General features: G+C 67.0%; 23 protein-coding genes. 13 read left to right on the top strand and 10 right to left on the bottom strand.

Features of this window, described 5'->3' with window-relative positions; genetic code table 11:
- Positions 1-4: 4 nt before the first annotated feature.
- The 4 genes from G369_RS0112180 to G369_RS0112165 all read right to left on the bottom strand — a co-directional run bounded on the left by G369_RS0112180 (position 5) and on the right by G369_RS0112165 (position 4,638).
- Positions 5-796 carry an enoyl-CoA hydratase gene (locus tag G369_RS0112180; protein ID WP_019654280.1) on the bottom strand — a complete coding sequence of 264 codons (792 nt, stop codon included), beginning with the start codon at positions 794-796 and terminating at the stop codon, positions 5-7.
- Positions 797-813: 17 nt separating this feature from the next.
- A complete protein-coding gene (locus tag G369_RS0112175) occupies positions 814-2,175 on the bottom strand; it encodes an alpha/beta fold hydrolase (RefSeq protein WP_019654279.1) in 1,362 nt (453 codons plus the stop codon).
- A 152-nt stretch (positions 2,176-2,327) separates the two neighbouring features.
- Positions 2,328-3,443, bottom strand: coding sequence for an acyl-CoA dehydrogenase family protein (locus tag G369_RS0112170; RefSeq protein WP_019654278.1), 1,116 nt, complete (start codon positions 3,441-3,443; stop codon positions 2,328-2,330).
- Positions 3,444-3,456: 13 nt separating this feature from the next.
- Positions 3,457-4,638 carry an acyl-CoA dehydrogenase family protein gene (locus tag G369_RS0112165; protein ID WP_019654277.1) on the bottom strand — a complete coding sequence of 394 codons (1,182 nt, stop codon included), beginning with the start codon at positions 4,636-4,638 and terminating at the stop codon, positions 3,457-3,459.
- 161 nt (positions 4,639-4,799) lie between these two features.
- On the opposite strand from G369_RS0112165, the gene purN reads away from it, so the two are divergent.
- Both purN and G369_RS0112155 read left to right on the top strand, forming a co-directional pair.
- A complete protein-coding gene (gene purN, locus G369_RS0112160; RefSeq protein ID WP_019654276.1) occupies positions 4,800-5,396 on the top strand; it encodes a phosphoribosylglycinamide formyltransferase in 597 nt (198 codons plus the stop codon).
- Between the two features lie 37 nt (positions 5,397-5,433).
- Positions 5,434-5,754 (top strand): I78 family peptidase inhibitor, encoded by a 321-nt coding sequence (locus G369_RS0112155; RefSeq protein ID WP_019654275.1) that lies wholly within the window; start codon positions 5,434-5,436, stop codon positions 5,752-5,754.
- Positions 5,755-5,823: 69 nt separating this feature from the next.
- On the opposite strand, the gene G369_RS0112150 is transcribed toward G369_RS0112155, so the two are convergent.
- The gene (locus tag G369_RS0112150; protein ID WP_019654274.1) at positions 5,824-6,057 is read right to left on the bottom strand and encodes a DUF1653 domain-containing protein; all 234 of its coding nucleotides are present in this window, start codon (positions 6,055-6,057) and stop codon (positions 5,824-5,826) included.
- 53 nt (positions 6,058-6,110) lie between these two features.
- Between G369_RS0112150 and G369_RS0112145 the strand changes: the two genes are divergently transcribed.
- From G369_RS0112145 to G369_RS0112135, 3 genes are all read left to right on the top strand, one after another.
- Positions 6,111-7,964 carry a M48 family metallopeptidase gene (locus G369_RS0112145; RefSeq protein ID WP_019654273.1) on the top strand — a complete coding sequence of 618 codons (1,854 nt, stop codon included), beginning with the start codon at positions 6,111-6,113 and terminating at the stop codon, positions 7,962-7,964.
- 39 nt (positions 7,965-8,003) lie between these two features.
- Positions 8,004-9,275, top strand: coding sequence for an RsmB/NOP family class I SAM-dependent RNA methyltransferase (locus G369_RS0112140; RefSeq protein WP_019654272.1), 1,272 nt, complete (start codon positions 8,004-8,006; stop codon positions 9,273-9,275).
- 136 nt (positions 9,276-9,411) lie between these two features.
- Entirely contained in the window at positions 9,412-10,626 is a 1,215-nt protein-coding gene (locus tag G369_RS0112135; protein ID WP_019654271.1) for a DesA family fatty acid desaturase, read from the top strand.
- A gap of 187 nt (positions 10,627-10,813) precedes the next feature.
- Here G369_RS0112135 and rpmG read toward each other — a convergent pair whose 3' ends face one another.
- The 3 genes from rpmG to trxB all read right to left on the bottom strand — a co-directional run bounded on the left by rpmG (position 10,814) and on the right by trxB (position 12,364).
- Positions 10,814-10,987 (bottom strand): 50S ribosomal protein L33, encoded by a 174-nt coding sequence (rpmG, locus tag G369_RS0112130; protein ID WP_007830291.1) that lies wholly within the window; start codon positions 10,985-10,987, stop codon positions 10,814-10,816.
- Positions 10,988-10,998: 11 nt separating this feature from the next.
- A complete protein-coding gene (gene rpmB / locus G369_RS0112125) occupies positions 10,999-11,232 on the bottom strand; it encodes a 50S ribosomal protein L28 (protein WP_019654270.1) in 234 nt (77 codons plus the stop codon).
- Positions 11,233-11,404: 172 nt separating this feature from the next.
- On the bottom strand, positions 11,405-12,364 hold the full coding sequence (gene trxB / locus G369_RS0112120) for a thioredoxin-disulfide reductase (RefSeq protein ID WP_019654269.1): 960 nt from the start codon (positions 12,362-12,364) through the stop codon (positions 11,405-11,407).
- A 183-nt stretch (positions 12,365-12,547) separates the two neighbouring features.
- Between trxB and G369_RS0112115 the strand changes: the two genes are divergently transcribed.
- The 8 genes from G369_RS0112115 to G369_RS0112080 all read left to right on the top strand — a co-directional run bounded on the left by G369_RS0112115 (position 12,548) and on the right by G369_RS0112080 (position 21,845).
- Complete coding sequence (locus G369_RS0112115; protein ID WP_019654268.1) at positions 12,548-13,222, top strand: Crp/Fnr family transcriptional regulator; 675 nt, start codon at positions 12,548-12,550, stop codon at positions 13,220-13,222.
- Between the two features lie 100 nt (positions 13,223-13,322).
- The gene (locus G369_RS0112110; RefSeq protein ID WP_019654267.1) at positions 13,323-15,773 is read left to right on the top strand and encodes a DNA translocase FtsK; all 2,451 of its coding nucleotides are present in this window, start codon (positions 13,323-13,325) and stop codon (positions 15,771-15,773) included.
- Positions 15,774-15,930: 157 nt separating this feature from the next.
- Positions 15,931-16,563, top strand: a complete 633-nt coding sequence (gene lolA, locus G369_RS0112105; RefSeq protein ID WP_019654266.1) for an outer membrane lipoprotein periplasmic chaperone LolA — start codon at positions 15,931-15,933, stop codon at positions 16,561-16,563.
- Between the two features lie 26 nt (positions 16,564-16,589).
- Positions 16,590-17,882, top strand: a complete 1,293-nt coding sequence (locus G369_RS0112100) for a replication-associated recombination protein A (protein ID WP_019654265.1) — start codon at positions 16,590-16,592, stop codon at positions 17,880-17,882.
- Between the two features lie 251 nt (positions 17,883-18,133).
- Complete coding sequence (locus tag G369_RS0112095) at positions 18,134-19,063, top strand: branched-chain amino acid ABC transporter permease (RefSeq protein ID WP_019654264.1); 930 nt, start codon at positions 18,134-18,136, stop codon at positions 19,061-19,063.
- 13 nt (positions 19,064-19,076) lie between these two features.
- Positions 19,077-20,285: a branched-chain amino acid ABC transporter permease gene (locus tag G369_RS0112090; RefSeq protein ID WP_019654263.1), complete on the top strand. Its 1,209-nt coding sequence runs from the start codon at positions 19,077-19,079 to the stop codon at positions 20,283-20,285.
- 20 nt (positions 20,286-20,305) lie between these two features.
- Positions 20,306-21,079 carry an ABC transporter ATP-binding protein gene (locus tag G369_RS0112085; RefSeq protein WP_019654262.1) on the top strand — a complete coding sequence of 258 codons (774 nt, stop codon included), beginning with the start codon at positions 20,306-20,308 and terminating at the stop codon, positions 21,077-21,079.
- Between the two features lies 1 nt (position 21,080).
- Positions 21,081-21,845: an ABC transporter ATP-binding protein gene (locus G369_RS0112080; protein WP_240649914.1), complete on the top strand. Its 765-nt coding sequence runs from the start codon at positions 21,081-21,083 to the stop codon at positions 21,843-21,845.
- Positions 21,846-21,930: 85 nt separating this feature from the next.
- Here G369_RS0112080 and G369_RS0112075 read toward each other — a convergent pair whose 3' ends face one another.
- Both G369_RS0112075 and G369_RS0112070 read right to left on the bottom strand, forming a co-directional pair.
- Complete coding sequence (locus G369_RS0112075) at positions 21,931-22,386, bottom strand: (2Fe-2S)-binding protein (protein ID WP_019654260.1); 456 nt, start codon at positions 22,384-22,386, stop codon at positions 21,931-21,933.
- An 11-nt stretch (positions 22,387-22,397) separates the two neighbouring features.
- Positions 22,398-24,593, bottom strand: a complete 2,196-nt coding sequence (locus G369_RS0112070; RefSeq protein ID WP_019654259.1) for a xanthine dehydrogenase family protein molybdopterin-binding subunit — start codon at positions 24,591-24,593, stop codon at positions 22,398-22,400.
- Positions 24,594-24,628 lie beyond the last annotated feature (35 nt).

Genomic DNA, 24,628 nt, shown 5'->3' with positions numbered 1-24,628 from the left:
CTGATCAGCGCTTCCAGGCCGGCGGGCGCTTCTCGATGAAGGCCTGCACGCCTTCCAGCGCGCTCTCGTCCATCATGTTGCAGGCCATGGTCTGGCTGGCATCGGCCAGCGCTGCCTCGATGCCGGTTTCGAGCTGGCGGTAGAAGAGGGCCTTGCCCAGCGCGAGCGCGGTGCGGGGCTTGGCGACGATGCTGGCGACCAGCGATTCGACCGTCGCATCCAGTTCCCCGGCCGGAGCCACGCGGTTGACCAGGCCCTTCTCGCGCGCCTCCTGCGCGCTGATGAATTCGCCCGTCACCAGCATCTCGAAGGCTTGCTTGCGCCCGAGGTTGCGCGAAAGCGTGACGCTCGGCGTGGCGCAGAAGAGGCCCACGTTCACCCCGCTGACAGCGAAGCGCGCGTCGCTCGAAGCCACCGCCAGGTCGCAGACCGCGACCAGCTGGCAGCCCGCCGCCGTCGCGATGCCGTGCACGCGCGCGATCACCGGTACGGGCAGCTTCTGTATCGACAGCATCATCGCGCCGCAGCGCTCGAACAGCTGCTCGTAATAGTCGAGCGAGGGCGTGGCGCGCATCTCCTTCAGGTCATGGCCGGCGCAGAAGGCCTTGCCTGCCCCGGCGATGACCACCGCGCGCACGCCGCCGTCGGCCGTGACTTCGCCCAGCGCCTGCTCGAGCGCGCCGAGCATGCCTTCGGAGAGCGCGTTGAACGCGGCCGGCCGGTTCAGCGTCAGTGTGACCACGCCGCGCGTGTCGCGCGACTGCAGGACGAAGGGAGCGTCGGTGCCGTCTGTCATGGCCTGCCTTGCCTTGTTCAGTAGGTCAGTTCGAGCACCGTCACGTGCTCCCTCGCTGCCGGCCAGGTCAGGCCGGTGATGCGCTCGCCGTTGAATTCGCCCGTCACCGCGCGTTGTGGTTCGGCGGCGGCGGTACGCAGCCGCGAGCTCGACACGCCCGAGCCCTTGGGCGGCACGCCCGCTGGCGGGCTCTGCCCGTCGAAGCGCATGGTGTCGCGCTGGGCGTCGAAGTAGCCGCGCGGCCGGGTGAAGACGACGACCGCGCCGGCGCTGCCGTCGGCCGGCGTGACGCGCTCCGGCTTCAGGTTCACCACGCCGCTGCTGCGCGGGAAGGGGCTGCGGTAGATGTGGGTGGTGCCGTAGCTGGGCGTGGCCAGCACGAATTCGTAGGCCGCGTCTCCCCGCGCCTTGAAGGGCCCCCAGCGGCCGTCGGCGCCGATGGACTTGGTGAAGACCGCTTCGCCGAGCCGGGCGCCGGTGGCTGGATCGACCGCGTAGACGGTGACCGTGGCACCGTTGAGCGGGAGGTTCTCGGCACCGAGCGCGCGGCCGTTGAGCACGACGGTCGCCTCGGGCGCGACCTCGGTGGTGCGCGGCGCCTGCCCGGTCAGGAACTGCCAGGTCGCGGCGAAGGCGGCGGGCGAGAAGGAGGTCTCGCGGTGGTCGACGCGCGGCAGCACGATGTTGGTCGCGCCCTTGAGCGCGGGCCCGTCGAAGCCGATGTTGGTCGGCTTGCCGGGAGTGCCGATCCACACGCCGTCGGGCTGCGCGTACTTGTCGTTGTTGTCGGAGCGCAGCGTCAGCCATTTCACGCCGGGCGTGACTTCCTCGCCGTTCGGTCCCTTCGGCGCGTTGAGCTGCTGCATGAAGCCCGAGAGCCCCGAGAACTCGTTGTTCTCGCGCAGGCCCTTCACCGCCCAGATTCCATGCGCCGGGTTGCCGCCCAGCACCACGTGGCTCACGACCGCCGCGCCGCCGCCGTTCTGCACGTAGTTGCGGATGGTGTTTCCGCCGCGCGAGTTGCCTATCAGCACGACCTTGCTCGCACCCGTGGCCTTCAGCACCTTGTCGACCTCGGTCTTGAGGAACACGGCCGATTCGCCGGTCGAACTGCGCCCGGGTTGCGCCACGGCGTCATCGTCGCGAGCCACCGGGTTGGGCTGGTCCACCGCGAAAAGCCGTTCGCGCGGCCAGCCGTTCGATTCGAAGCGCCAGATCGTCGTCTGCCAGAGCGCGGCCGAGTCGCCGTTGCCGTGCATGAACACGATCGGCGGGCGCTCGGTGTAGGAAGGCGTGGGAGAGGTGGCGCAGGCGGTCAGCATGGCGGCAGTTGTTCCGGTGGCGGCCATGGCGACCAGAAGAGAGCGGCGAGTCTGCATGTTTCGTTCCTGGGGTCCGGGTGTGAGGGGCCAAGTGAAAACGCCCGCCAGCGCGATGCGGGCGGGCGTTGGATGCTAGCGGAACACCGCGGAGCCGGCTTCGCCGGGCCGCAGCGACACGAAGTGCGCGCAGCCCGGGGGCGAGCCTTGTCCTAGGCGAAGACGCCGGCGGTGTCCTGCATGCGGGCGGAGACTTCGCCCAGGTGGTGCAGCGTGTCGCCGAAGGTCATTTCCATCTGCGTGAGCTTGCGGAAGTAGTGGCTGCCGATGTATTCGTCGGTCACGCCGATGCCGCCGTGCAGCTGCACCGAATTCGCGGCGATGTAGCGCATCGACACGCCGAGCTGGTACTTGGCGCGGGCCAGCGCCTGGCGGCGCTCATCGGCCGGGGCGTTGAGCTTGAGCGTGGCGTAGTAGCTCATCGAGCGGGCGAGCTCCAGCTGCATCTTCATGTCGGCCACGCGGTGGCGCAGCGCCTGGAAGCTGGAGATGACCACGCCGAACTGCTTGCGCTGGTTCAGGTACTCGACGGTGAGGTCCACGGTCTTGTCCATCACGCCCACGCCTTCGGCGCAGAGGGCGGCGATGCCGACGTCCACCGCGTATTCGAGCGCGGCGAGGCCGTCGAGCGTCAGCAGCGTGGCGTCGGCCTTGTCGAACACGACCTCGGCGGCGCGGGAGCCGTCCTGCGTGCCGTAGCCGCGCGCTTCCACGCCGCTGGCGCTGCGCTCGACCAGGAAGAGGGCGATCTTGCCGTCGACCTTGGCCGGCACCAGGAAGGCATCGGCTTCATCGCCCACGGGCACCACGCTCTTGGCGCCGGTCAGCGACCAGCCGTCGCCAGCCTTGGCGGCGTGCGCCTCGCACACGTCGAGGCGCCAGCGCGCCTTGCGCTCCTGGTAGGCCAGCACCACGATGGCCTGGCCGCCCGCGATGCGCGGCAGCCAGCTTTCCTTGGTGTCGGCGCCCGCGTAGCCGCTGAGCACCGCTCCGGCGATCAGCGTCTGCGAGAAGGGCTCCAGCACGATGCCGCGGCCCAGTTCTTCCATGACGACCATGCCCGCGACCGGACCCATGCCCAGGCCGCCGTCGTCCTCGCTGATGTAGAGGCCGCCCAGGCCGAGCTCGGCCAGTTCGTCCCACGCTTCGCGCGAGAAGCCGCCCTTGGCCTCGATGCCGCGGCGGCGCTCGAAGTCGTAGCCCTTGTCGACCCACTTGCGGACCGCGTCGCGCAGCTGTTCCTGGTCGTCGGTGAAATTGAAGTCCATGCTCGTTGTCTCCTCAGCCCAGAACCGTCTGCGCGACGATGTTGCGTTGCACTTCGTTCGAGCCACCGTAGATGGTGGTCTTGCGCATGTTGAAGAAGGTCGACGCCAGCGGCGCGAGCGCCGGGTTGCCGCCGGGGAAGTTGCCCTGCCAGCCGGCTTCCATCGCCTCGCGGATCAGCGGCAGCGAGTAGGCGCCGCCGGCCAGCATCATCAGTTCGCTGTAGCGCTGCTGGATCTCGCTGCCGCGGATCTTGAGCAGGCCCGCCACGTCCAGCGAGTTCTTGCCCGAGGTGGCGGCAGAGAGCACGCGCAGCACCATCATCTCGAGCGCGACGATGTCGACTTCGAGCTTGGCGATCTCGTCGCGGAAGCGCTGGTCGTCATAGGCGCCTTCGGCCTTGGCGATGCGCTTGAGGCGCTCGAGCTCGCGCTTGGCGCGGTTCACGTCGGCGATGTTGGTGCGCTCGTGCGAGAGCAGGTGCTTGGCGTAGGTCCAGCCCTTGTTCTCCTCGCCGATCAGGTTCTCGGCGGGCACCTCGACGTTGTCGAAGAACACCTCGTTGACCTCGTGGCTGCCGTCGAGCAGCTTGATCGGGCGCACGGTGACGCCGGGCGACTTCATGTCGAGCAGCAGGAAGCTGATGCCGGTCTGGGGCTTGCCCTCGCTGCTGGTGCGCACGAGGTTGAACATCCAGTCGCCGTACTGGCCGAGCGTGGTCCAGGTCTTCTGGCCGTTGACGATGTATTTGTCGCCCTTGCGCTCGGCCTTGGTCTTCAGCGAGGCCAAGTCGGAGCCCGAGCCCGGTTCGCTGTAGCCCTGGCTCCACCAGACTTCGCCGCTGGCGATGCCGGGCAGGAAGCGCTTCTGCTGCTCCGCGTTGCCGAAGGCCATGATCACTGGCGCGACCATCACGGGGCCGAAGGGCACGATGCGCGGCGCGCCGGCCAGGGCGGTTTCTTCCTCGAACAGGTGGCGCTGGATGGCGGTCCAGCCCGGGCCGCCGAATTCCTTCGGCCAGGCATAGCCGAGCCAGCCCTTCTTGCCGAGGATCTTGGCCCAGCCTTGCAGATCGTCGCGCGTCAGTTCGAGCGCGTTGTGTACCTTGTGAGAAATCTCCTTGGGAAGGTTGTCCTTGACCCAGGCGCGAACTTCTTCGCGGAACTTCTGTTCTTCGGGTGTGAAGCTCAAATCCATGCGTGCCTCGCTGTGTTGATCGGTCCACCGCAGACGCGGTCGGTGTGTCTCCGGAATCGCGGGTTTTAGCACGGTCGTGCTGTGATGCGGTGTCCGCGCCGCGACAAGCGCGGCTTGCCGGACGAGGTGGCGGATGCCGGGCACGGATAATCCCGCCTCCCATGAAGAACATCGTGATCCTGATCTCCGGCGGCGGCTCCAACATGGAGGCCATCGTGCGCGCCGCCGGGCGCGACCGCTGGGCCGAGCGCTTCGGCGCCCGCATCGCCGCCGTCGTGAGCAACAAGGCCGAGGCTGGCGGTTTGGCCATCGCCAGGGCCCAGGGCATCGACACCGCGGTGGTGCCGCACAAGGATTTCGCCACCCGCGAGGACTTCGACGAGGCGCTGGCGAAGGTGGTCGACGGCTACGAACCGGCGCTGGTGGTGCTGGCGGGGTTCATGCGCATCCTGACACCGGGCTTCGTCAACCGCTATGCCGGCCGGCTGGTCAACATCCATCCCTCACTGCTGCCGGCATTTCCGGGGCTGAACACGCACCAGCGTGCCATCGAGGCGGGCTGCAAGGTGGCTGGCGTGACGGTGCACCAGGTAACAACTGAGCTCGACCACGGACCGATCCTCGCGCAGGCGGTGGTGCCCGTGCTGCCTGGTGACACGGCGGCCGCGCTGGCTGCCCGGGTGCTCTCGCAGGAGCATCTGTTGTATCCGCGAGCCATCGCCGGTTGGCTCGCGGATACATCGAGTCACAATGAGTAAAGTTGTTTATATTGGTGAGTTTTCGGGAGTCAGAAAAGTGAAGAACCAATCGTTGCTGCTGGCGCTTGCAGGCGCTGCCCTGATGGCGGGCTGCGCCGCTCCGGCGCCTGCGCCCGCACCCGCGGCACCTCCTGCGCCGCCGCCGGAGCCGGTGTATCAGTGCAATGCGGACGGCGCCCGCTTCGCCGTCGGCCAGCCGCTGTCGCCGCAGCTCGAAGCAGCCGCCCGTGTGCGGGCCGGGGCCGGCACGGTTCGCGTCCTCAAGCCGGGCGAAGCGACCACGATGGAACTCAATGGCGGGCGGCTCAACCTCGACGTCGACGCCCGCAACCGCGTGACGGACGTCCGCTGCGGTTGACCCTCTCCGGATTGCTGCGAAAAAGGTAGCAACCAGACCAGGCAGGATGAACTTTGGCAGCCTGGCTGGTCAGATCGGTGTGAATCTTCTGCGGGCGACGCCGTCTATCTCCACGGTTTCGCCGAACATGGCGGCCGGCCGGACCCAGAGGCCGTGCGCGCCGTACAGGGCACGGTACAGCGTCATCGGCTCCAGCGTCTCGCTGTGACGCACGGTGCCGAGCACTTCGTATTCGCCGCCCTTGTAGTGGCGATAGCGGCCGGGGGGCGTTTCGATCAGGGGAGGGAGGTCTTCGTCGTTCAACGGCGGTTTGCCTTTCTTCAAAAAACTGGCGGGCTTGATTTGACTGGAGTCGGATGGATCGCGCTGATTTTGTTCACCTGGTTCGACTGAGCGAGCATGCCAGTGCGGACGACGGCGCGCGCTATCGACGCAGCGTCGCGGCCTTTGCCGCGCTCGGCTACCTGTGGGTGCTGGGCTGCCTGGGGCTGTCGGTGGGCATCATCGCCTGGGTCCTTTCCACGATCGGCGAACAGCGCTTCAACTTCACGCGCGGCTGGCTGCTGCTGTTCGCCCTGGGACTGCTGTGGGCGACGCTTCGCGCGCTGTGGGTGCGCTTCGACGATCCCGAGGGCATCGAGCTGCGCCGGGAAGACGCGCCCGCTCTTTTCGAGGCGCTGGATCGCATCCGCGCCCGCATCAAGGGGCCGCCGGTCCACCACGTCTACCTCGATGACGACTTCAACGCCAGCATCCGGCAGGTGCCGCGCTTCGGCCTGTTCGGCGGCGCCGTCAATTCGCTGAGCATCGGCCTGCCGCTCCTGATGATGCTCGACCGCCGGCGGCTGCTGTCGGTTCTGGCCCATGAATACGGCCACCTGCGCGGCAATCACGGCCAGCTCAGCGCGTGGATCTACCGCACCCGGCTGTCCTGGCTCAAGCTCGATGCCAGCCTGCAGCGCAACGAAGGCGTGATGGCGCTGTTCTCGCAAGCCTTCTTCCGCTGGTACTTTCCGCGCTTCGCCGCCAAGACCTTCGCGCTGGCGCGGCAGGACGAATACGAGGCCGACCGCATCGCGGGCCGGCTGCTGGGAACGTCGGTGGCGTCGGCCGCGCTGACCGAGATCGCGATCAAGGCCAGCTGGTACGCCAACGAGTTCTGGCCCTGGCACTGGGCCCGCGCCGAGCACGAACCGCTGCCGCCGGGGCCGTTCGAGGCGCTGCGCAAGCGCGTGCGCACGCCCCCCGACGACAACTTCGCCCGCCAGGCGCTGCGCGAGGCAATGCGCCGCGTGAGCGACCTGGAAGACACCCACCCGGTGCTGCGCGACCGGCTGGAGGCGCTGGGCCAGACTGCGACCATGCCCGAGTGGTCGATGCGCCCTGCGCTCGAGATGCTGGCCGACCGCAAGAAATGGATCGCGCATTTCGACAGCCAGTGGCGCCGCGCCCATGCCGCCGACTGGAAGCAGCACCATGCGCACCGCTCGCGCATCCGCGAGCGCATCGCCGTGCTGGCAGCCCGCGGCGACCGCAACACGCCCGACGAGATGGTCGAATGGGCCGATTCCGAGCGGCGGCTCGACCCGTCCGCCCCCGTGCGCGTGCGCTACGAGAGCGCGCTCCAGATCGCTCCCGAGCACCCCGGCGCGCTGCGCGGACTGGCCCAGATGCTGCCGGCGAGCGATCGCGAGGCGCGCCTCGCGGTGCTCGAGCGACTGCACGGTTCGGGCGCGGCCAGCCGGTGGTGGGCCGCCAAGAGCGCCGTGGCCTCGCTGGAGGACCCGGACTCGGGCCCGCACGACGAAGAGGCGCTGAAGCTGTGGCGCGGCCGCCTCAAGGAGGCGGAGGAGGCGGAGGCGCGCGCCTGGGAGGAGATCACCGGCACGCCCTTCTTCAGCCAGATTTCGCGGCACGACCTGAACGACTTCGAACTGGGCGAGCTGCGGGCCGACCTCGTGCGCTGCCTGCCGGCCTCCCGGGCCTGGCTGGTGCGCAAGAACCTGCGCGAATTCCCGTGGCGCCGCGCCTACATCGTCTTCGTCGAGCTGCCGGGGCTCGACGACGAGGACCGCTGGAACCTCTGCCGCCAGCTGGAACAGACGCTCACGCTGCCGGGTGCCGCGCTGGTGCTGTGGGCCGGGCATTCGCCGAAGCTCGAAGACGTCGAGCGCGAGGCTTTCGGGGCGGTCTGGGTTCGCGACGCCTAGGACTCCGGCCGGGTTTCCCGCGGCTGAGACAATCGGGGGATGCATCCCAAAGCCCTGTTGGAGGCCGCCGCCGATCTGGTCGGCCTCGTCCTGAAGTTCGATCACCCTGCCGATCAGGTCGTGTCGCGGTTCTTCCGCGACCACCGCGAGTTCGGCCCGCGCGAGCGCGCGACGCTCGCCGAAACCGTCTACACCGTGCTTCGCAAGAAGCTGCTGTTCGATCACCTCTCGCCCTCGGGCAGCGGCTCCAAGGAGCGCCGGATGGCGATCCTGGGTTTCCATGGCCCGCGCGACTTCCTGAAGAGCGCGCTCAACGACACCGAGAAGCGCTGGCTCGACAACTGCGACGCGGTCAAGGCCGACGACCTGCTGGAGCGCCATCGCCACAACCTGCCCGAGTGGCTCGTGACGCCGCTGAAGGCGCAGCTCGGCGAGGGCTTCTGGCCGCTGGTGGCGGCCCTGCAGGAGCCCGCGCCGCTCGACCTGCGCGTCAATGCCCTGACCGACAAGCGTGCGGATGTGAAGGCTGAGCTTGCGCTGGCTGCTATCAAATCGGAAGCGACGCCGTTCTCGCCCTGGGGCCTGCGCATCGAAGGCAAGCCGGCGCTGACCAAGCTCGATGCCTTCGCCCGCGGAGCCATCGAGGTGCAGGACGAGGGCTCGCAGTTGCTGGCGCTGCTTCTGGACGCCAAGCGCGGCGAGATGGTGGTCGATTTCTGCGCGGGCGCGGGCGGCAAGACGCTGGCCATCGGCGCCACGATGCGCAACACCGGCCGCCTCTACGCCTTCGACGTCTCGGCACACCGGCTCGACGCGCTCAAGCCGCGTCTGGCGCGCAGCAAGCTGTCGAACGTGCACCCGGCCGCCATCGCCCACGAGCGCGACGACCGGATCAAGCGCCTCGCGGGCAAGATCGACCGCGTGCTGGTCGACGCGCCCTGCTCGGGGCTGGGGACGCTCAGGCGCAATCCGGACCTGAAATGGCGGCAGTCGCCGAAGTCGGTGGAGGAACTGACTGTCAAGCAGACGGCCATCCTGCAGAGTGCCGCGCGGCTGGTGAAGTCGGGCGGGCGTCTCGTCTACGCCACGTGCAGCGTGCTGCCAGAGGAGAACGAGGCCATCGCGGAGGCCTTCAGCGCGGCCAATCCCGACTTCGTGCCAGTGGATGTGGCGGATTTGCTGCAGGGGCTCAAGGTCGAGGGTTTCGAGGCGCTGTGTGCCGGCGGGGAGGGCGGCAGGCGCTATCTGCGACTCTGGCCCCACCTGCATTCGACCGACGGTTTCTTTGCCGCAGCCTGGAACCGCAAATAGAGGACGGACTCCAAACTAGGGTTAATCTGCGCTTTTCGTGAAGGTTTAAAGGGCTTGTTTTAGGCCCTCGCGCCTTAAAATCGCGGGTTATCTGAAGGCTGCACATTCGTGTGGCCATGATGGAGTACCTGACTCAATGTTGCTTCCTGACTCCGCCGTCCTCAATGCGGCCATCGATTGGCTCGGACACGGCCTTTGGGATCTCACCTGGTGGCAGATCGTGCTTTACACGCTCGCCACCACGCACATCACGATTGCCGCGGTCACGATCTTCCTGCACCGCACGCAGACGCACCGGGCCATGGATCTGGGCCCGATCCCGTCGCATTTCTTCCGCTTCTGGCTCTGGATCGGCACCGGCATGGTGACGAAGGAGTGGGTCGCGATCCACCGTAAGCACCACGCCAAGTGCGAAACGCAGGACGACCCGCACAGCCCGCAGGTCAAGGGCATCGAGGAGGTGCTCTGGCGCGGCGCCGAGCTGTACCGCGCCGAGTCGAAGAACAAGGAAACGATGGAGCGCTACGGTCACGGCACGCCCGACGACTGGATCGAGCGCAACCTGTATTCGCGCTACAGCTGGCAGGGCGTCGGCCTGATGCTGGTCCTGAACCTGGCGCTGTTCGGCACGCTCGGCATGGCCGTGTGGGCTGTGCAGATGCTCTGGATCCCGATCACCGCTGCCGGCGTGATCAACGGCATCGGCCACTACTGGGGCTATCGCAACTTCGAGGCGCCCGACGCAAGCCGCAACATCATGCCCTGGGGCCTGATCATCGGCGGCGAAGAGCTGCACAACAACCACCACACGTACCCCACCTCGGCCAAGTTCTCGGTCAAGAAGTACGAGTTCGACATCGGCTGGATCTACATCCAGGCGCTGCAGAAGCTGGGTTGGGCCAAGGTCAAGAAGGTGCCGCCGAAGATGCTGATGGGCGATATCCAGCCCGTGGCCAACGAGAAGACGCTCGAGGCCGTCATCGCCAACCGCTACGAAGTCATGGCCGGCTATGCGCGTGAAATGCGCCGCGCCACCAGCCAGGAGCTGGCTGCCCTGAAGAACAAGGGCGCCGACCTGTCGGTGCTCAAGGCTGCCAAGCGCTGGCTGCACCGCGACGACGACAAGGTGCCTGCATCGGCCCGCTCGCACGTTGTGCAGGCTCGTGCCGCGCATCCGGTGCTCGACAAGATGGTCACGATGCGCGAAGAGCTGCGCCAGCTGTGGCTGAACACCTCGCAGTCGCGCGAGCAGCTGGCGGCCGATCTGGCGGCCTGGTGCCATCGTGCGGAAGCCAGCGGCATCGCAGGCCTGCGCGACTTCTCGACCCGCCTGCGCGCCGCTCGCGCCTGACGCGAAGCGGGGCTCTCCCCGAAGAAAGGCCGGCCCTCAGGCCGGCTTTTTTATGTCCGTCGAATTCTCGCGGGTGCCAAATCCCCAATGAAAGAGGGCAGAGCGAAAATGCGAAACGTGCAGAGACAGGCAATAAAAAACCCGCTGTGTTTGCAGCGGGTTTTTTATTTGGAGAACCTGAGCCGAATTACTTCAGCTTGATTTCCTTGTATTCGACGTGCTTGCGCGCCTTGGGATCGAACTTCATGATCGACATCTTTTCAGGCATCGTCTTCTTGTTCTTGCTGGTCGTGTAGAAGTGGCCGGTACCCGCGGTGGATTCCAGCTTGATCTTTTCGCGTCCGCCTTTGCTCGTTGCCATGATTCAGCTCCTTAGGCTTGGCCGCGTGCACGCAGGTCTGCGAGCACGGAGTCGATACCGTTCTTGTCGATCAGGCGCAGCGCGGCGCTCGAAACACGCAGGCGAACCCAACGGTTTTCACTTTCGACCCAGAAACGGCGGTATTGCAGGTTCGGCAGGAACCGGCGCTTGGTTTTGTTGTTGGCGTGGGAAACGTTGTTTCCGACCATCGGGCCCTTGCCCGTTACGTCGCATACGCGTGCCATGAGGACACTCTTTCTTGAACAGCTGGCACCGGGGCAATCAGGGCGATTGCAGGTGTTTTGCAGCTTGACCTCGCCAGAAAACGGGTGGCGGTACCCCGGCTTTGCCGTAGCCCGTAAGAGAGCCCTGTTTCGGCAAAGCCTCGGATTATAGCCCTTTTGTGGGCCCTGTTGGTTACAGGGTGCCGTCCTGCTCCAGGAATCGCTGGGCGTCGAGAGCGGCCATGCAGCCGGTGCCGGCGCTGGTGATGGCCTGGCGGTAGACGTTGTCCTGCACGTCGCCGGCGGCGAAGACGCCCGGAATGCTGGTCATCGTGGCGAAGCCCTGCAGGCCGGAGCGGGTCAGGATGTAGTTGTCCTTCATCTCCAGCTGGCCCTGGAAGATGTCGGTGTTCGGGTGGTGGCCGATCGCGATGAAGCAACCCTTCAGGTCGATCTGCTCCGTGGCGCCGGTCTGTGTGTTCTTGATGCGGATGCCCGTCACGCCCGAGTCGTCGCCCAGTACCTGGTCGAGCTCGTTGTGCAGCTTCAGCTCGATCTTGCCCTCGGCGACCTTCTCCATGACCTTGTCGATCAGGATCGGCTCGGCGCGGAACTTGTCGCGGCGGTGCACCAGGGTGACCTTGTTCGCGATGTTGGCGAGGTAGAGGGCTTCCTCCACAGCCGTGTTGCCGCCGCCGATCACGCACACTTCCTGCTCACGGTAGAAGAAGCCGTCGCAGGTCGCGCAGGCGGAGACGCCGCGGCCCATGAACTTCTGCTCGGAGTCGAGGCCCAGGTACTTCGCCGAAGCGCCGGTGGCGATGATCAGCGCGTCGCAGGTATAGGTGCCGCTGTCGCCGGTGAGGGTGAAGGGGCGCTTGCTCAGGTCGACCTTGTTGATGTGGTCGAAGACGATCTGCGTCTTGAAGCGCTCCGCATGCTCCAGGAAGCGCTGCATGAGGTCGGGTCCTTGCACGCCATGCACGTCGGCCGGCCAGTTGTCGACCTCGGTGGTGGTCATCAGCTGCCCGCCCTGGGCGATGCCGGTGATGAGCAGGGGCTGCAGATTTGCGCGTGCTGCATAGACGGCGGCCGTATAGCCGGCAGGGCCGGAGCCCAGAATCAAAACCTTGGCGTGTTGGGGAGCGGACATGAGTAGAAAACCTAGGATGGACGCTGCGTCAGCGTGTACATTTTCAGGGTGGTAGCGATATATATGGAGTATCACTGCCCGGTTCAACACCGGGTAAACGGTGTTTTCAATGCGCGCGATTGTAGTAATCCATCGGCTTGCTGCTTTCTGGATTGCTCCGCCCGCTATCTCAGGGATTGATAAATGTCGATGCTGTCCAACCTCGAATTGCTTCGGCGCGTTCCATTGTTCGCGTCGTTGACAGCCACGCAGTCCGCTAGCATCGCGGACGCGATCATCAAGAAGCGCTTCAAGCGCGCGGAGGTCGTCGTGGAGCAGGGCAAGAAGTCCGATGCGCTCTACATCATCCTGACCGGCCGCGCTCGCGTCACCAGCGCCGACAGCCGCGGACGAGAGGTCATCCTGGCAACGCTGCATCCTGGCGACTACCTCGGCGAGATGAGCCTGATCGACGACGAGCCCCATTCGGCCACCGTGCGCACCGAGATCCAGTGCGACGTGCTCATGCTGGGCCGCGACGCCTTCGCGCGCTGCCTGCCCGAGAACTCCTCCATGGCCTACAACATCATGCGCGGCCTGGTGCAGCGCCTGCGCCATGCCGACCGCAAGATCGAGTCGCTGGCGCTGATGGACGTCTACGGCCGCGTGGCCCGTTCGCTGCTCGAGTTCGCCATCGAGGACGGCGCCGGCAATCTCAAGGTGCGCGAGAAGATCTCCCGCCAGGATCTGGCCAAGATGGTCGGCGCCTCGCGCGAGATGGTGAGCCGGGTGATGAAGGATCTCGAGGAGCGCGGTTTCGTCCAGACGCAGGAAGACGGTTCGATGATCGTCAAGGAACGGCTCCTTTCGCTGGCCTGAGCCTCCAGGGCCGGGGCCGCCTGTAACGGCGGCCCCGGCCTTTTGTTGTAGTGTTCGTGCATCCGGCCCCAGTTTCCCGAGGCCGGGCGCCGTGTTTTTCATGACCTATTCGCTGAATACGCTTCAATCTTCTTCTGCCGCCGAGGGGCAACCCGTGCGCGTGCGCGCCATGCGCTTCGCGCACGAGATCACGCTGATCGCAGGATTCGCAGCGCTGCTGTTCTGGCTGCTCTCGATGCTGAGCTTCACGCCCTCCGACGCCGCCTGGTCCACTTCGGGCACCGGGGGCGAAATCAAGAACTGGGGCGGCCGCATCGGCGCCTGGCTGGCCGACGGCAGCTACTACGCCGCCGGCTATTCCGTCTGGTGGTGCCTTTTCGCCGGGCTGCGCGCCTGGCTGTCTTCGCTGGCCAACTGGCTGCGCGGCGGCGAACCCTCGGCCGCCGAACAGGCTGCGCCACGCGGGCGCTTCAACCGCAGCCGCCTTGCCTTCTGGCTCGGCCTCGTCCTGCTGCTCTGCGCGAGCACGGTGCTCGAATGGTCGCGCCTTTACCGGCTCGAAGCCCACCTTCCGGGCTCGGGCGGCGGCGCGCTCGGCTATCTGGTCGGTCCCGCCAGCGTGCGCTGGATGGGCTTCACCGGCTCGGCGCTGGTGGCCATCGCCGGGGGCGTGATCGGCTCCGCGCTGGTGTTCCGCTTCTCCTGGAGTCTGATCGCCGAGCGCATCGGCGCACGCTTCTATTCGCTGTTCGAGTCGCGCCGTGAAAAGCGCGAGATGGCTGCAGACATCGCCATGGGCAAGCAGGCTGCCCGCGAGCGTGCGGAAGCCGACGAGTCCGCCTACGCGCGCGACGACATCGATTCCGGCCGCTCCGAGCCCTCGCTGTCGCCATCGTCCGGTGCCTTTGCCGGCGGTGGCGGAGGCGACGACGAGATCCTCATCGAGCCGCGTCCCAAGCGCCGCCCGCCATCGCCACCGGTGCAGATCGAACCCGCGATGACCGAGGTGCCTCGCAGCGACCGCGTCGTCAAGGAGCGCCAGAAGCCTCTCTTCAAGGAACTGCCCGACAGCAAGCTGCCGCAGGTCGACCTGCTCGACCCCGCCCAGGCGCGCCAGGAGACGGTCTCGGCCGACACGCTCGAGATGACCTCGCGCATGATCGAGAAGAAGCTCAAGGACTTCGGCGTCGAGGTGCGCGTGGTGCTCGCTTCGCCGGGCCCCGTCATCACGCGATACGAGATCGAGCCGGCCACCGGCGTCAAGGGCTCGCAGATCGTCAACCTCGCGAAGGACCTGGCGCGTTCGCTCTCGCTGGTGTCGATCCGCGTGGTCGAGACCATTCCGGGCAAGAACTACATGGCGCTGGAGCTGCCGAACGCCAAGCGCCAGTCGATCAAGCTCAGCGAGATCCTGGGCTCGCAGGTCTACAACGAAGGCAAGTCGATGCTCACCATGGGCCTCGGCAAGGACATCATCGGCAACCCGGTGGTGGCCGACCTCGCGAAGATGCCGCACGTGCTGGTGGCCGGTACCACCGGCTCGGGCAAGTCGGTGGGCATCAACGCGATGATCCTTTCGCTGCTCTACAAGGCCGAGGCGCGCGACGTGCGCCTGCTCATGATCGACCCGAAGATGCTCGAAATGTCGGTCTACGAAGGCATCCCGCACCTGCTGGCGCCCGTGGTCACCGACATGCGCCAGGCCGCGCACGGCCTGAACTGGTGCGTGGCCGAGATGGAGCGCCGCTACAAGCTCATGAGCAAGCTGGGCGTGCGCAACCTGGCCGGCTACAACACCAAGATCGACGAAGCCAAGGCGCGCGAGGAGTTCATCTACAACCCCTTCAGCCTCACGCCCGACGATCCCGAGCCGCTCAAGCGCGAGCCGCACATCGTCGTGGTGATCGACGAGCTGGCCGACCTGATGATGGTGGTCGGCAAGAAGATCGAAGAGCTGATCGCCCGCCTCGCGCAGAAGGCGCGCGCCGCCGGCATCCACCTCATCCTTGCCACCCAGCGCCCCAGCGTGGACGTGATCACCGGCCTGATCAAGGCCAACATCCCGACCCGCATCGCCTTCCAGGTGTCGAGCAAGATCGACAGCCGCACCATCCTCGACCAGATGGGCGCCGAGGCACTGCTCGGCATGGGCGACATGCTCTACATGCCCAGCGGCACCGGCCTGCCGATCCGCGTGCACGGCGCCTTCGTCAGCGACGACGAAGTGCATCGCGTGGTGGCCTACCTCAAGAGCCAGGGCGAGCCCGACTACATCGAGGGCGTGCTCGAAGGCGGCACGGTCGATGGCGACGGTGACGGCGACCTGCTCGGCGGCGGTGGCGACGGCGAGAAGGACCCGATGTACGACCAGGCGGTCGAAGTGGTGCTCAAGAACCGCAAGGCCAGCATCTCGCTGGTGCAGCGCCACCTGAAGATCGGCTACAACCGCGCCGCGCGGCTCGTCGAGGACATGGAGAAGGCCGGCCTCGTGAGCGCCATGAGCGGCAGCGGCCAGCGCGAGATCCTGGTGCCCGCGCGTGCGGCCGAATGACGGGCCGCGAAACCCGGATCGCCCAGGTTACTTGCTGAAAGGCAATTTGCAAAAGCGCCTTTCGGCATTGCAAATCTTCATCAAGGCCTACACCTGCCGCAATTCGCGGCGGGTAGGGTCGAAAGCCTGGTGCCATAGCCATTCAGAGGAATCCAAATTGAAACTGCGTCACTGGCTGCTGATAGGCCTGCTGAGTTCCGTCAACGCCTGGGCAGGCGGGCTCGACAGCCTCGAAACCTTCGTGAAGACGGTGAAGTCCGGCCGCGCCGACTTCACCCAGACCGTCACCGCGCCCGCGCGTGAAGGCCAGCCGGGCCGTACCAAGACCTCGGCCGGCACCTTCGAATTCCAGCGCCCCGGCAAGTTCAAGTTCGACTACCAGAAGCCCTTCGCGCAAAGCATCGTGGCCGACGGCAGGACGCTGTGGCTCTACGACGCCGACCTGAACCAGGTCACGCAGCGTGCGCAGGCGCAGGCATTGGGCTCCACGCCCGCGGCGCTGATCGCGGCGGCGCCCGACCTCAAGGCCCTGCAGGCCGATTTCACGCTGGAGTCCGCGCCCGACCGCGACGGCCTGCAGTGGGTCAAGGCCACGCCGAAGAACAAGGACGGCCAGTTGCAGAGCGTGCAGGTCGGTTTCCAGGGCGATGCATTGGCGGCGCTCGAAATCCTCGACAGCTTCGGCCAGCGCTCGGTGCTCAAGTTCAGCAAGGTCGAGGTGAACCCGTCCCTGCCCGCCAGCGTGTTCGACTTCAAGCCGCCGGCTGGCGCGGACGTCGTCAAGCAGTAAGTAACCGCGCAAGCAAGCCCACCGGATTGGCCACCACCGCTCATCAACCCCTCGCTGAACGCCTGCGTCCCAAGACGCTGGGCGAGGTGATCGGCCAGCAGCACCTGCTCGGCCCCGGGATGCCGCTGCGCATCGCCTTCGAATCGGGCCAGCCGCATTCCTGCATCCTGTGGGGCCCGCCGGGCACGGGCAAGACCACCATCGCACGATTGATGGCCGACGCCTTCGACGCGCAGTTCCTGAGCATCAGCGCGGTGCTCGGCGGCGTGAAGGACATCCGCGAAGCGGTGGAGCGCGCCACCGCCGCGCGCGACGGGCTCACGCAGCAGCGCACCATCGTCTTCGTCGACGAGGTGCATCGCTTCAACAAGAGCCAGCAGGACGCCTTCCTGCCGCACGTGGAGTCGGGCCTGTTCACCTTCATCGGCGCGACCACCGAGAACCCCTCGTTCGAGGTCAATTCGGCGCTGCTGTCTCGTGCCGCCGTCTATGTGCTGCAGTCGCTCGATGAGAGCAATCTCAAGCAGATCGTGGCGCGGGCGCAGGCCATACAGGCCGTGCCCGCCATCGACGACGCCGCGGTCGACCGTCTCGTGGCCTATGCGGACGGCGATGCGCGCCGGCTGCTCAATACGCTCGAGACGCTCGCAGTCGCAGCGCGCGCCGAGAAGCTCGACCACATCACCGACGAGTGGCTGCTGCGCGTGCTCGGCGAGCGCATGCGGCGCTACGACAAGGGTGGCGAGCAGTTCTACGACACCATCAGCGCGCTGCACAAGTCGGTGCGCGGCAGCGACCCCGATGCCGCGCTCTACTGGTTCGTGCGCATGCTCGATGGCGGCGCCGATCCGCGCTACATGGCGCGCCGGCTGGTGCGCATGGCCAGCGAAGACATCGGCTTGGCCGACCCGCGCGCGCTGCGCCTCGCGCTCGACGCTGCCGAGGTGTATGAACGGCTGGGTACCCCCGAGGGCGAACTCGCGCTGGCCGAGTGCGTGGTCTACCTCGCGATCGCGCCCAAGTCGAATGCCGTCTACAAGGCCTACAACGCGGTACGCGCCCTCGTGAAGACCGACACCACGCGCCCGGTGCCCATGCACCTGCGCAATGCGCCGACCAAGCTCATGAAGCAGCTCGACTACGGCAAGGGCTACCGCTATGCGCACGACGAGGAGGGCGGTTTCGCCGCCGGCGAGCGCTACCTTCCCGACGGCCTGGAGGGCCAGGTCTTCTACGAACCGGTGGAGCGTGGACTCGAGATCCGCATCGCGGAAAAGCTGCGCGACCTGCGCCGGCGCAACGACGAAGCCAAGGGCTGATACGGCCGTCGATACCCTCTTGCAGCACGCGCGCAAAGCGTGCATGACCCCACGCGCATACAGCATGACGTGAGCGGGTAAACCCCGGTCCGCGCGCACCGAATCGGCGCTGGCGCGTGACTACAATCCCGCCCACAAATCCGCCGGCGACACATGTTGGCTGGTTTTTTGCTTGTCAAGCCAGGGGCGCCAAACCGGTGTCCCGGTGGGTGAATGGCACCCCAACGGTGCAACACATAGGAAATCGCGTTATGGACATTTTGCTGCAGCAGATCATCAACGGTCTGGTTCTCGGCAGCATGTATGCCTTGATAGCCCTGGGCTATACCATGGTGTACGGCATCATCAATCTGATCAACTTTGCGCACGGCGAGGTGCTGATGGTGGGGGCTCTCACGAGCTGGACCATCATCGGGCTCATGAAGGACGGCATGCCCAACACCCCGGGCTGGCTGATCCTCTTCATCGCGCTGATCATCGCCTGCGTCGTCGCGGCAACCCTCAACTTCGTGATCGAGAAGGTGGCCTACCGGCCGCTGCGCAACAGCCCCAAGCTCGCGCCGCTCATCACCGCCATCGGCATGTCGATCCTGCTGCAGACGCTGGCGATGATCATTTGGAAGCCGACCAACAAGGCCTATCCCACCCTCCTGCCTTCCGACCCCATCCACCTCGGCGGTGCGGTCATCTCCCCGACCCAGGTCATGATCCTCAGCGTCACGGCGTTCTCGCTCGTGGTGCTCATGTGGCTGGTCAACTACACCAAGCTCGGCCGCGCGATGCGCGCCACCGCCGAGAACCCGCGCGTCGCGGCGCTCATGGGCATCCGACCCGACATGGTCATCTCGGCCACCTTCATCATCGGTGCCGTGCTCGCGGCCATCGCCGGCGTCATGTACGCCTCCAACTACGGCATCGCGCAGCACGCGATGGGCTTCCTGCCCGGCCTCAAGGCCTTCACCGCGGCCGTGTTCGGCGGCATCGGCAACTTGGCAGGCGCGGTCGTCGGCGGCATCCTGCTGGGCCTCATCGAAGCGATCGGCTCGGGCTACATCGGAACGCTGACCGGCGGCGTGCTCGGCAGCAACTACAGCGACATCTTCGCGTTCATCGTGCTGATCGCCATGCTCACGCTGCGTCCTTCGGGCCTGCTGGGCGAACGCGTGGCCGACCGCGCCTGAGGAGCTTGCCATCATGAAGAACAGCAAGAACCTCGCCCTGTACGTCATCGGCGCCATCGCCGTGCTCGCGCTGCCGCTGCTGCTGCAGATGCAGGGCAATGCCTGGGTGCGCATCGCCGACATCGCACTGCTCTACGTGCTGCTGGCCCTGGGCCTGAACATCGTGGTCGGCTACGCCGGCCTGCTCGACCTGGGCTACGTGGCCTTCTTCGCGGTGGGGGCGTACCTCTTCGCGCTGATGGGCTCGTCGCACCTGTCCGAGACCTTCGAGTGGTTCAAGATCACCTTCCCGAACGGCATGCACACCTCGCTGCTGATCGTGATACCGCTGGCCTTCGTGCTCGCGGCGGTGCTCGGCGTGCTGCTGGGCGCGCCAACGCTCAAGCTGCGCGGCGACTACCTCGCCATCGTCACGCTCGGCTTCGGCGAAATCATCCGCGTGTTCCTGAACAACCTCGACCAGCCGGTGAACATCACCAACGGTCCGAAGGGCATCACCTCGATCGACTCGATCAAGTTCTGGGGGCTCGACCTCGGCAAGGCGCTGAAGTTCGACGGCTTCACCATCTCGTCGGTCACGCTCTACTACTACCTGTTCCTGGCGCTGGTGCTGGTCACCATCCTCATCTCGCACCGCCTGCAGCTCTCGCGCATCGGCCGCGCCTGGATGGCCATCCGCGAGGACGAGATCGCAGCCAAGGCCATGGGCATCAACACCCGCAACATGAAGCTGCTGGCCTTCGGCATGGGCGCGAGCTTCGGCGGCGTCTCCGGCGCGATGTTCGCGGCCTTCCAGGGCTTCGTGTCGCCCGAGTCCTTCAGCCTGATGGAGTCGGTGATGATCGTTGCGATGGTCGTGCTCGGCGGCATCGGCCACCTGCCCGGCGTGATCCTGGGCGCCATCCTGCTGGCCGCGCTGCCCGAGGTGCTGCGTTACGTGGCGGGCCCGCTGCAGTCGATGACCGACGGCCGCCTCGATGCTTCCATCCTGCGCCAGCTGTTCATCGCGCTGGCCATGATCGTCATCATGCTGGTGCGCCCGCGCGGCCTGTGGCCCTCGCCGGAGCATGGCAAGTCGCTGACCAGGAAGGGCGGAGCGCCCGTCGACCCGACCCATGCCGCAGTGGCCCCCGGCTCGCTGCAGACGCACGCACCGGGCATCGATACGCCCGCCGACGAGCTGCCTGGCGCCGCTTCCCGTCCCATGTCGATCAATCCCTGAACGCACGAGGAAGAATCAACATGACGACCGACACCATCCTCGACGTCCGGGGCATCTCCAAGCGCTTCGGCGGGCTGCAGGCCCTGTCCGACGTGGGCATCACCATCAAGCGCGGCCAGGTCTACGGCCTGATCGGCCCCAACGGCGCCGGCAAGACCACGTTCTTCAACGTGATCACCGGCCTGTATACGCCCGACAGCGGCACCTTCGAGCTCGCGGGCAAGCCCTACCAGCCGACGGCGGTGCACGAAGTGGCCAAGGCCGGCATCGCGCGCACCTTCCAGAACATCCGCCTCTTCGCCGAAATGACGGCGCTCGAGAACGTGATGGTCGGGCGCCACATCCGCACCCATTCGGGCGTGCTCGGCGCGATGTTCCGCACCGGCGGCTTCAAGGCCGAGGAGAAGGCCATCGCCGAGCGGGCGCACGAACTGCTCGACTACGTGGGCATCGGCAAGTTCGCCGACTACAAGGCGCGCACGCTGTCGTACGGCGACCAGCGCCGCCTCGAGATCGCACGCGCGTTGGCCACCGACCCGCAGCTCATCGCGCTGGACGAGCCCGCAGCCGGCATGAACTCCACCGAGAAGGTGGCGCTGCGCGAGCTGATCGACCGCATCCGCCGCGACAACCGCACCATCCTGATCATCGAGCACGACGTCAAGCTCATCATGGGCCTGTGCGACCGCGTCACCGTGCTGGACTACGGCAAGCAGATCGCCGAAGGCACCCCGGTGGACGTGCAGAAGAACGAGAAGGTGATCGAGGCCTACCTCGGCACTGGAGGACATTGAGATGAGCGCAGCAACGATGACGAGCGAACAAGACACCGCGACGAAGACGGCGGGCAAGGTGCTGCTGAAGGTCAACGGCCTGAAGGTGGGCTATGGCGGCATCCAGGCCGTCAAGGGCGTGGACTTCGAGGTGCGCGAGGGCGAGCTGGTCTCGCTGATCGGCTCCAACGGCGCCGGCAAGACCACCACCATGAAGGCCATCACCGGCACGCTGCCGGCAGGGGCTGGCAACATCGAGTTCCTGGGCCGCAGCATCAAGGGCCGCGGCGCCTGGGACCTGGTGGAAGAGGGCCTGGTGATGGTGCCGGAAGGCCGCGGCGTGTTCACGCGCATGACCATCACCGAGAACCTGCAGATCGGCGCCTACATCCGCAAGGACAAGGCCGGCATCGCGAGCGACATGGAGCGCGTGTTCGTCACCTTCCCGCGCCTGCGCGAACGCAAGGACCAGCTGGCCGGCACCATGTCGGGCGGCGAGCAGCAGATGCTGGCCATGGGTCGAGCGCTCATGGCACGCCCCAAGGTGCTGCTGCTGGACGAACCCACCATGGGCCTGTCGCCCATCATGTGCGACAAGATCTTCGAGGTGGTGCAGACCGTGGCCTCGCAGGGCGTGACCATCCTGCTGGTCGAGCAGAACGCCAATCGCGCACTGCAGCTGGCCGACCGCGGCTATGTGATGGAGTCGGGCCTCATCACCATGAGCGGCGATGCCAAGGGCCTGCTGAGCGACCCGCGCGTGCGGGCCGCGTACCTCGGCGAATAGGCGGGCGTTCCGTTCGCCACAGGCGGTGCGGGCCGCGCCCGGATGGCGCGGCGGCGCGCACCGCCTTTTTCTTTTTTCCTGCCGGCTACATCATCGCCGCGGCGGCCTTGATCGCCTCGCGGATGCGCCCGTAGGTGCCGCAGCGGCACACGTTCTCGATGGCGTCGATGTCGGCATCCGTCGGGTTGCGCGTGCGGCGCAGCAGGTCCACCGCCGCCATGATCTGCCCCGGCTGGCAGAAGCCGCATTGCGGCACGTCGAGGTTCAGCCAGGCCTGCTGCACCGGATGCAGCGTGTTGCCATTGGCCAGCCCCTCGATGGTCGTCACCTGGCGGCCGCGCACGTCGGACACGCGCACCGAGCACACCGTCACCGCCTTGCCGTCGACGTGGCAGGTGCAGGCCTTGCACACGTTGATGCCGCAGCCGTACTTCGGCCCGGTGATGCCGAGCTTGTCGCGCAGCACCCAGAGCAGGGCCATGTCGTCGGGCGCCTCGACGTCGACGTTCTGGCCGTTCACCTTGAAAGATTGCACGGGCATGGGGAGTCTCCTCAGGTCGGGATCTGGACGTTGACGGGCGTGGGCAGCTTGCCCGGCGGGATCGGCGTGAAGTCGACCGGGAAGTTCAGCGGGAAGCTGCGCGGCCTGGTGCCGGTGGCGCGCGCATAGGCGTTGGCGATGGCGCCGGAGCTGGCCGAGAGGCCGACCTCGCCCAGGCCGCCGATGGCCTCGGCGCTGGGCGGCATGATGATGATCTTCACGTCCTTCGGGTAGTTCTTCATGCGCGAGAAGTGGTACTGCGAATAGCTGCCTTCCAGCGGCAGGCCGTTCTGGATGTGCAGCCCCGCACTGAGCACCAGCGCGATCGACTCGCACAGGCCGCCCTGCAACTGCGCCTCGATGCCCGAGGGGTTGATCGGCGTGCCCACGTCGATCGCGATGGTGGCGCGAACCACCTGCGCGGCAGACGGCACCCGCGCGTCGATCTCGACGATGCAGGCCGTGAACGACTTCGTCTCCTGGTGCACGCCCACGCCCTGCGCGAAGCCCGCGGGCATCGCCTTGCCCCATTGCGCCGCCTCGGCCACGGCCTTGAGCACCGCGCGGGCGCGCGGCAGCCGCAGGTACTCGAGCCGGAAGGCGACCGGGTCCTTGCCCGCCGCCTTGGCCATCTCGTCGACCAGGATCTCCTCCACCAGCCGCGAGGGCTGGATGTGCACCGAGCGGTACGAGCAGGTGTTCATGTCGATCGGCACCGGCGTCAGCAGCTTGGTCGTGACGCCGAAGTTGTAGGGCGAGGAGACCATGGTCTTGAACATGGTCTGCTCGATCGCGAAGTTGCCCACCGTCTGCGGAAAGGCGTTAGGCAGCGCGATGGCTGCGGCCTCCAGCATGTTGCCGAAGCCGTGGCGCGTGTCGAGCCGCACGCCGGCGACGCGCTGCTCGAAGGCGATCACCTGGCCCAGCAGCATGGTGGCGCGCGCCTTGTGGAACATCGGCGGGCGCATGCGCGTGTGGCGCATGTCGTCGGTGCGGTGGTACATCAGGCGGCAGGGGCGCCCGAGCGCCTTCGATACCTGGATCGCCTGCAGCACCGGGTCCCAGAAGAGCCGCCGGCCGAAGGAGCCGCCCGAGGGCACCACGTGCACGGTCACCCTGTTCAGGGGCAGGCCGAGTTCGGCCGCGACCGCCTGCTGGGTGACGATGGGGCTTTGCAGGCCGGCCCAGATCTCGGCCCGGTCCGGACGCACGTCGGCGATCGCGCATTCCACTTCCATCGGGCAGTGCGAGACCGGTGCGAACTCGAATTCGCCCTCCACGGTCAGCGCGCCCAGCGGCGGCAGCGCGAAGGGCAGCAGCGCCGACTTCAGCTTGCGCATGATGGTGGCGTTCGACTCGCCGTCGATCGGCCCGGCGGCCCAGGTCACGTCGAGCGCGTTCACCGCGGCCCATGCCTGCCCGAAGGTCTCGGCCATCACGGCCACGCCGGGCGGCGTCGGCGTGATGCCGTTGGTCGACGGAATCGGCACCACGCCGATCACGCCCGGCATGGCCATCACCGTGTTCATGTTGTTGATGCTCACGAACTTGCCGTTGATGGTCGGCGGGCGCCGCACCATGGTCGGCATCGCGCCGGGCACAGCCTGGTCGAGCGTGAACTTCTTGCGCCCAGTGACGATGTCCAGCGCATCGAGCCGCGTGACGCGCTGCCCGACCACCGAGGGCGTGGAGCCCGAGAGCACGCCGCCCAGGCCGCCCAGAAGCGGCATCCCGGCATGCAGCGAGCGCACGCTCGACGAGCCGCCGGTGAGCTGGTTCCAGATCAGCTCGGGGCTGGCGTCGGCCGAGGTCACCTCGATGGCGCTCAGCGGCAGGCGCAGCTTGTCGGCCAGCATCATCGCGGTGGCCGTGGCGATGCCCTGGCCCACCTCCAGGCGCGGCAGCGCGAGCCGCACGCGTCCGTTCTCGCCGTTGGTCACTTTCACGAGGGGCATGGTCGGCAGCGCGGTCAGTGTCACCGCATCGCCGATGTCGAACAGGTCGGTGGTGTCCGGAGGCGTCATCGGCAGCAGCGCGGCGGCTGCCGTGGAGGGCGCCGCGAGGCCTGCAAGTCCGGCGACCCCGGCCGTGGCCGAGACCAGCGGTGCGGCCGTCGCGTAGCCCAGGACCTCGCGCCGGCGCAGGCCCGGCGCGTCACCGCCGTCCGGCCCGCGCGAGGGACGCGGGCTCTCGTTCGAACGCTTCATCGTTGTCTCCTTGTTGTGGTGGCGAACGCGAGCGA

The organism is Variovorax atrisoli 110B, assembly GCF_000382045.1.
Lineage (GTDB): Bacteria > Pseudomonadota > Gammaproteobacteria > Burkholderiales > Burkholderiaceae_C > Variovorax > Variovorax atrisoli.
Note: the sequence above shows the minus strand (reverse complement) of the source record. Positions and strands in the feature narration are given on the sequence as shown.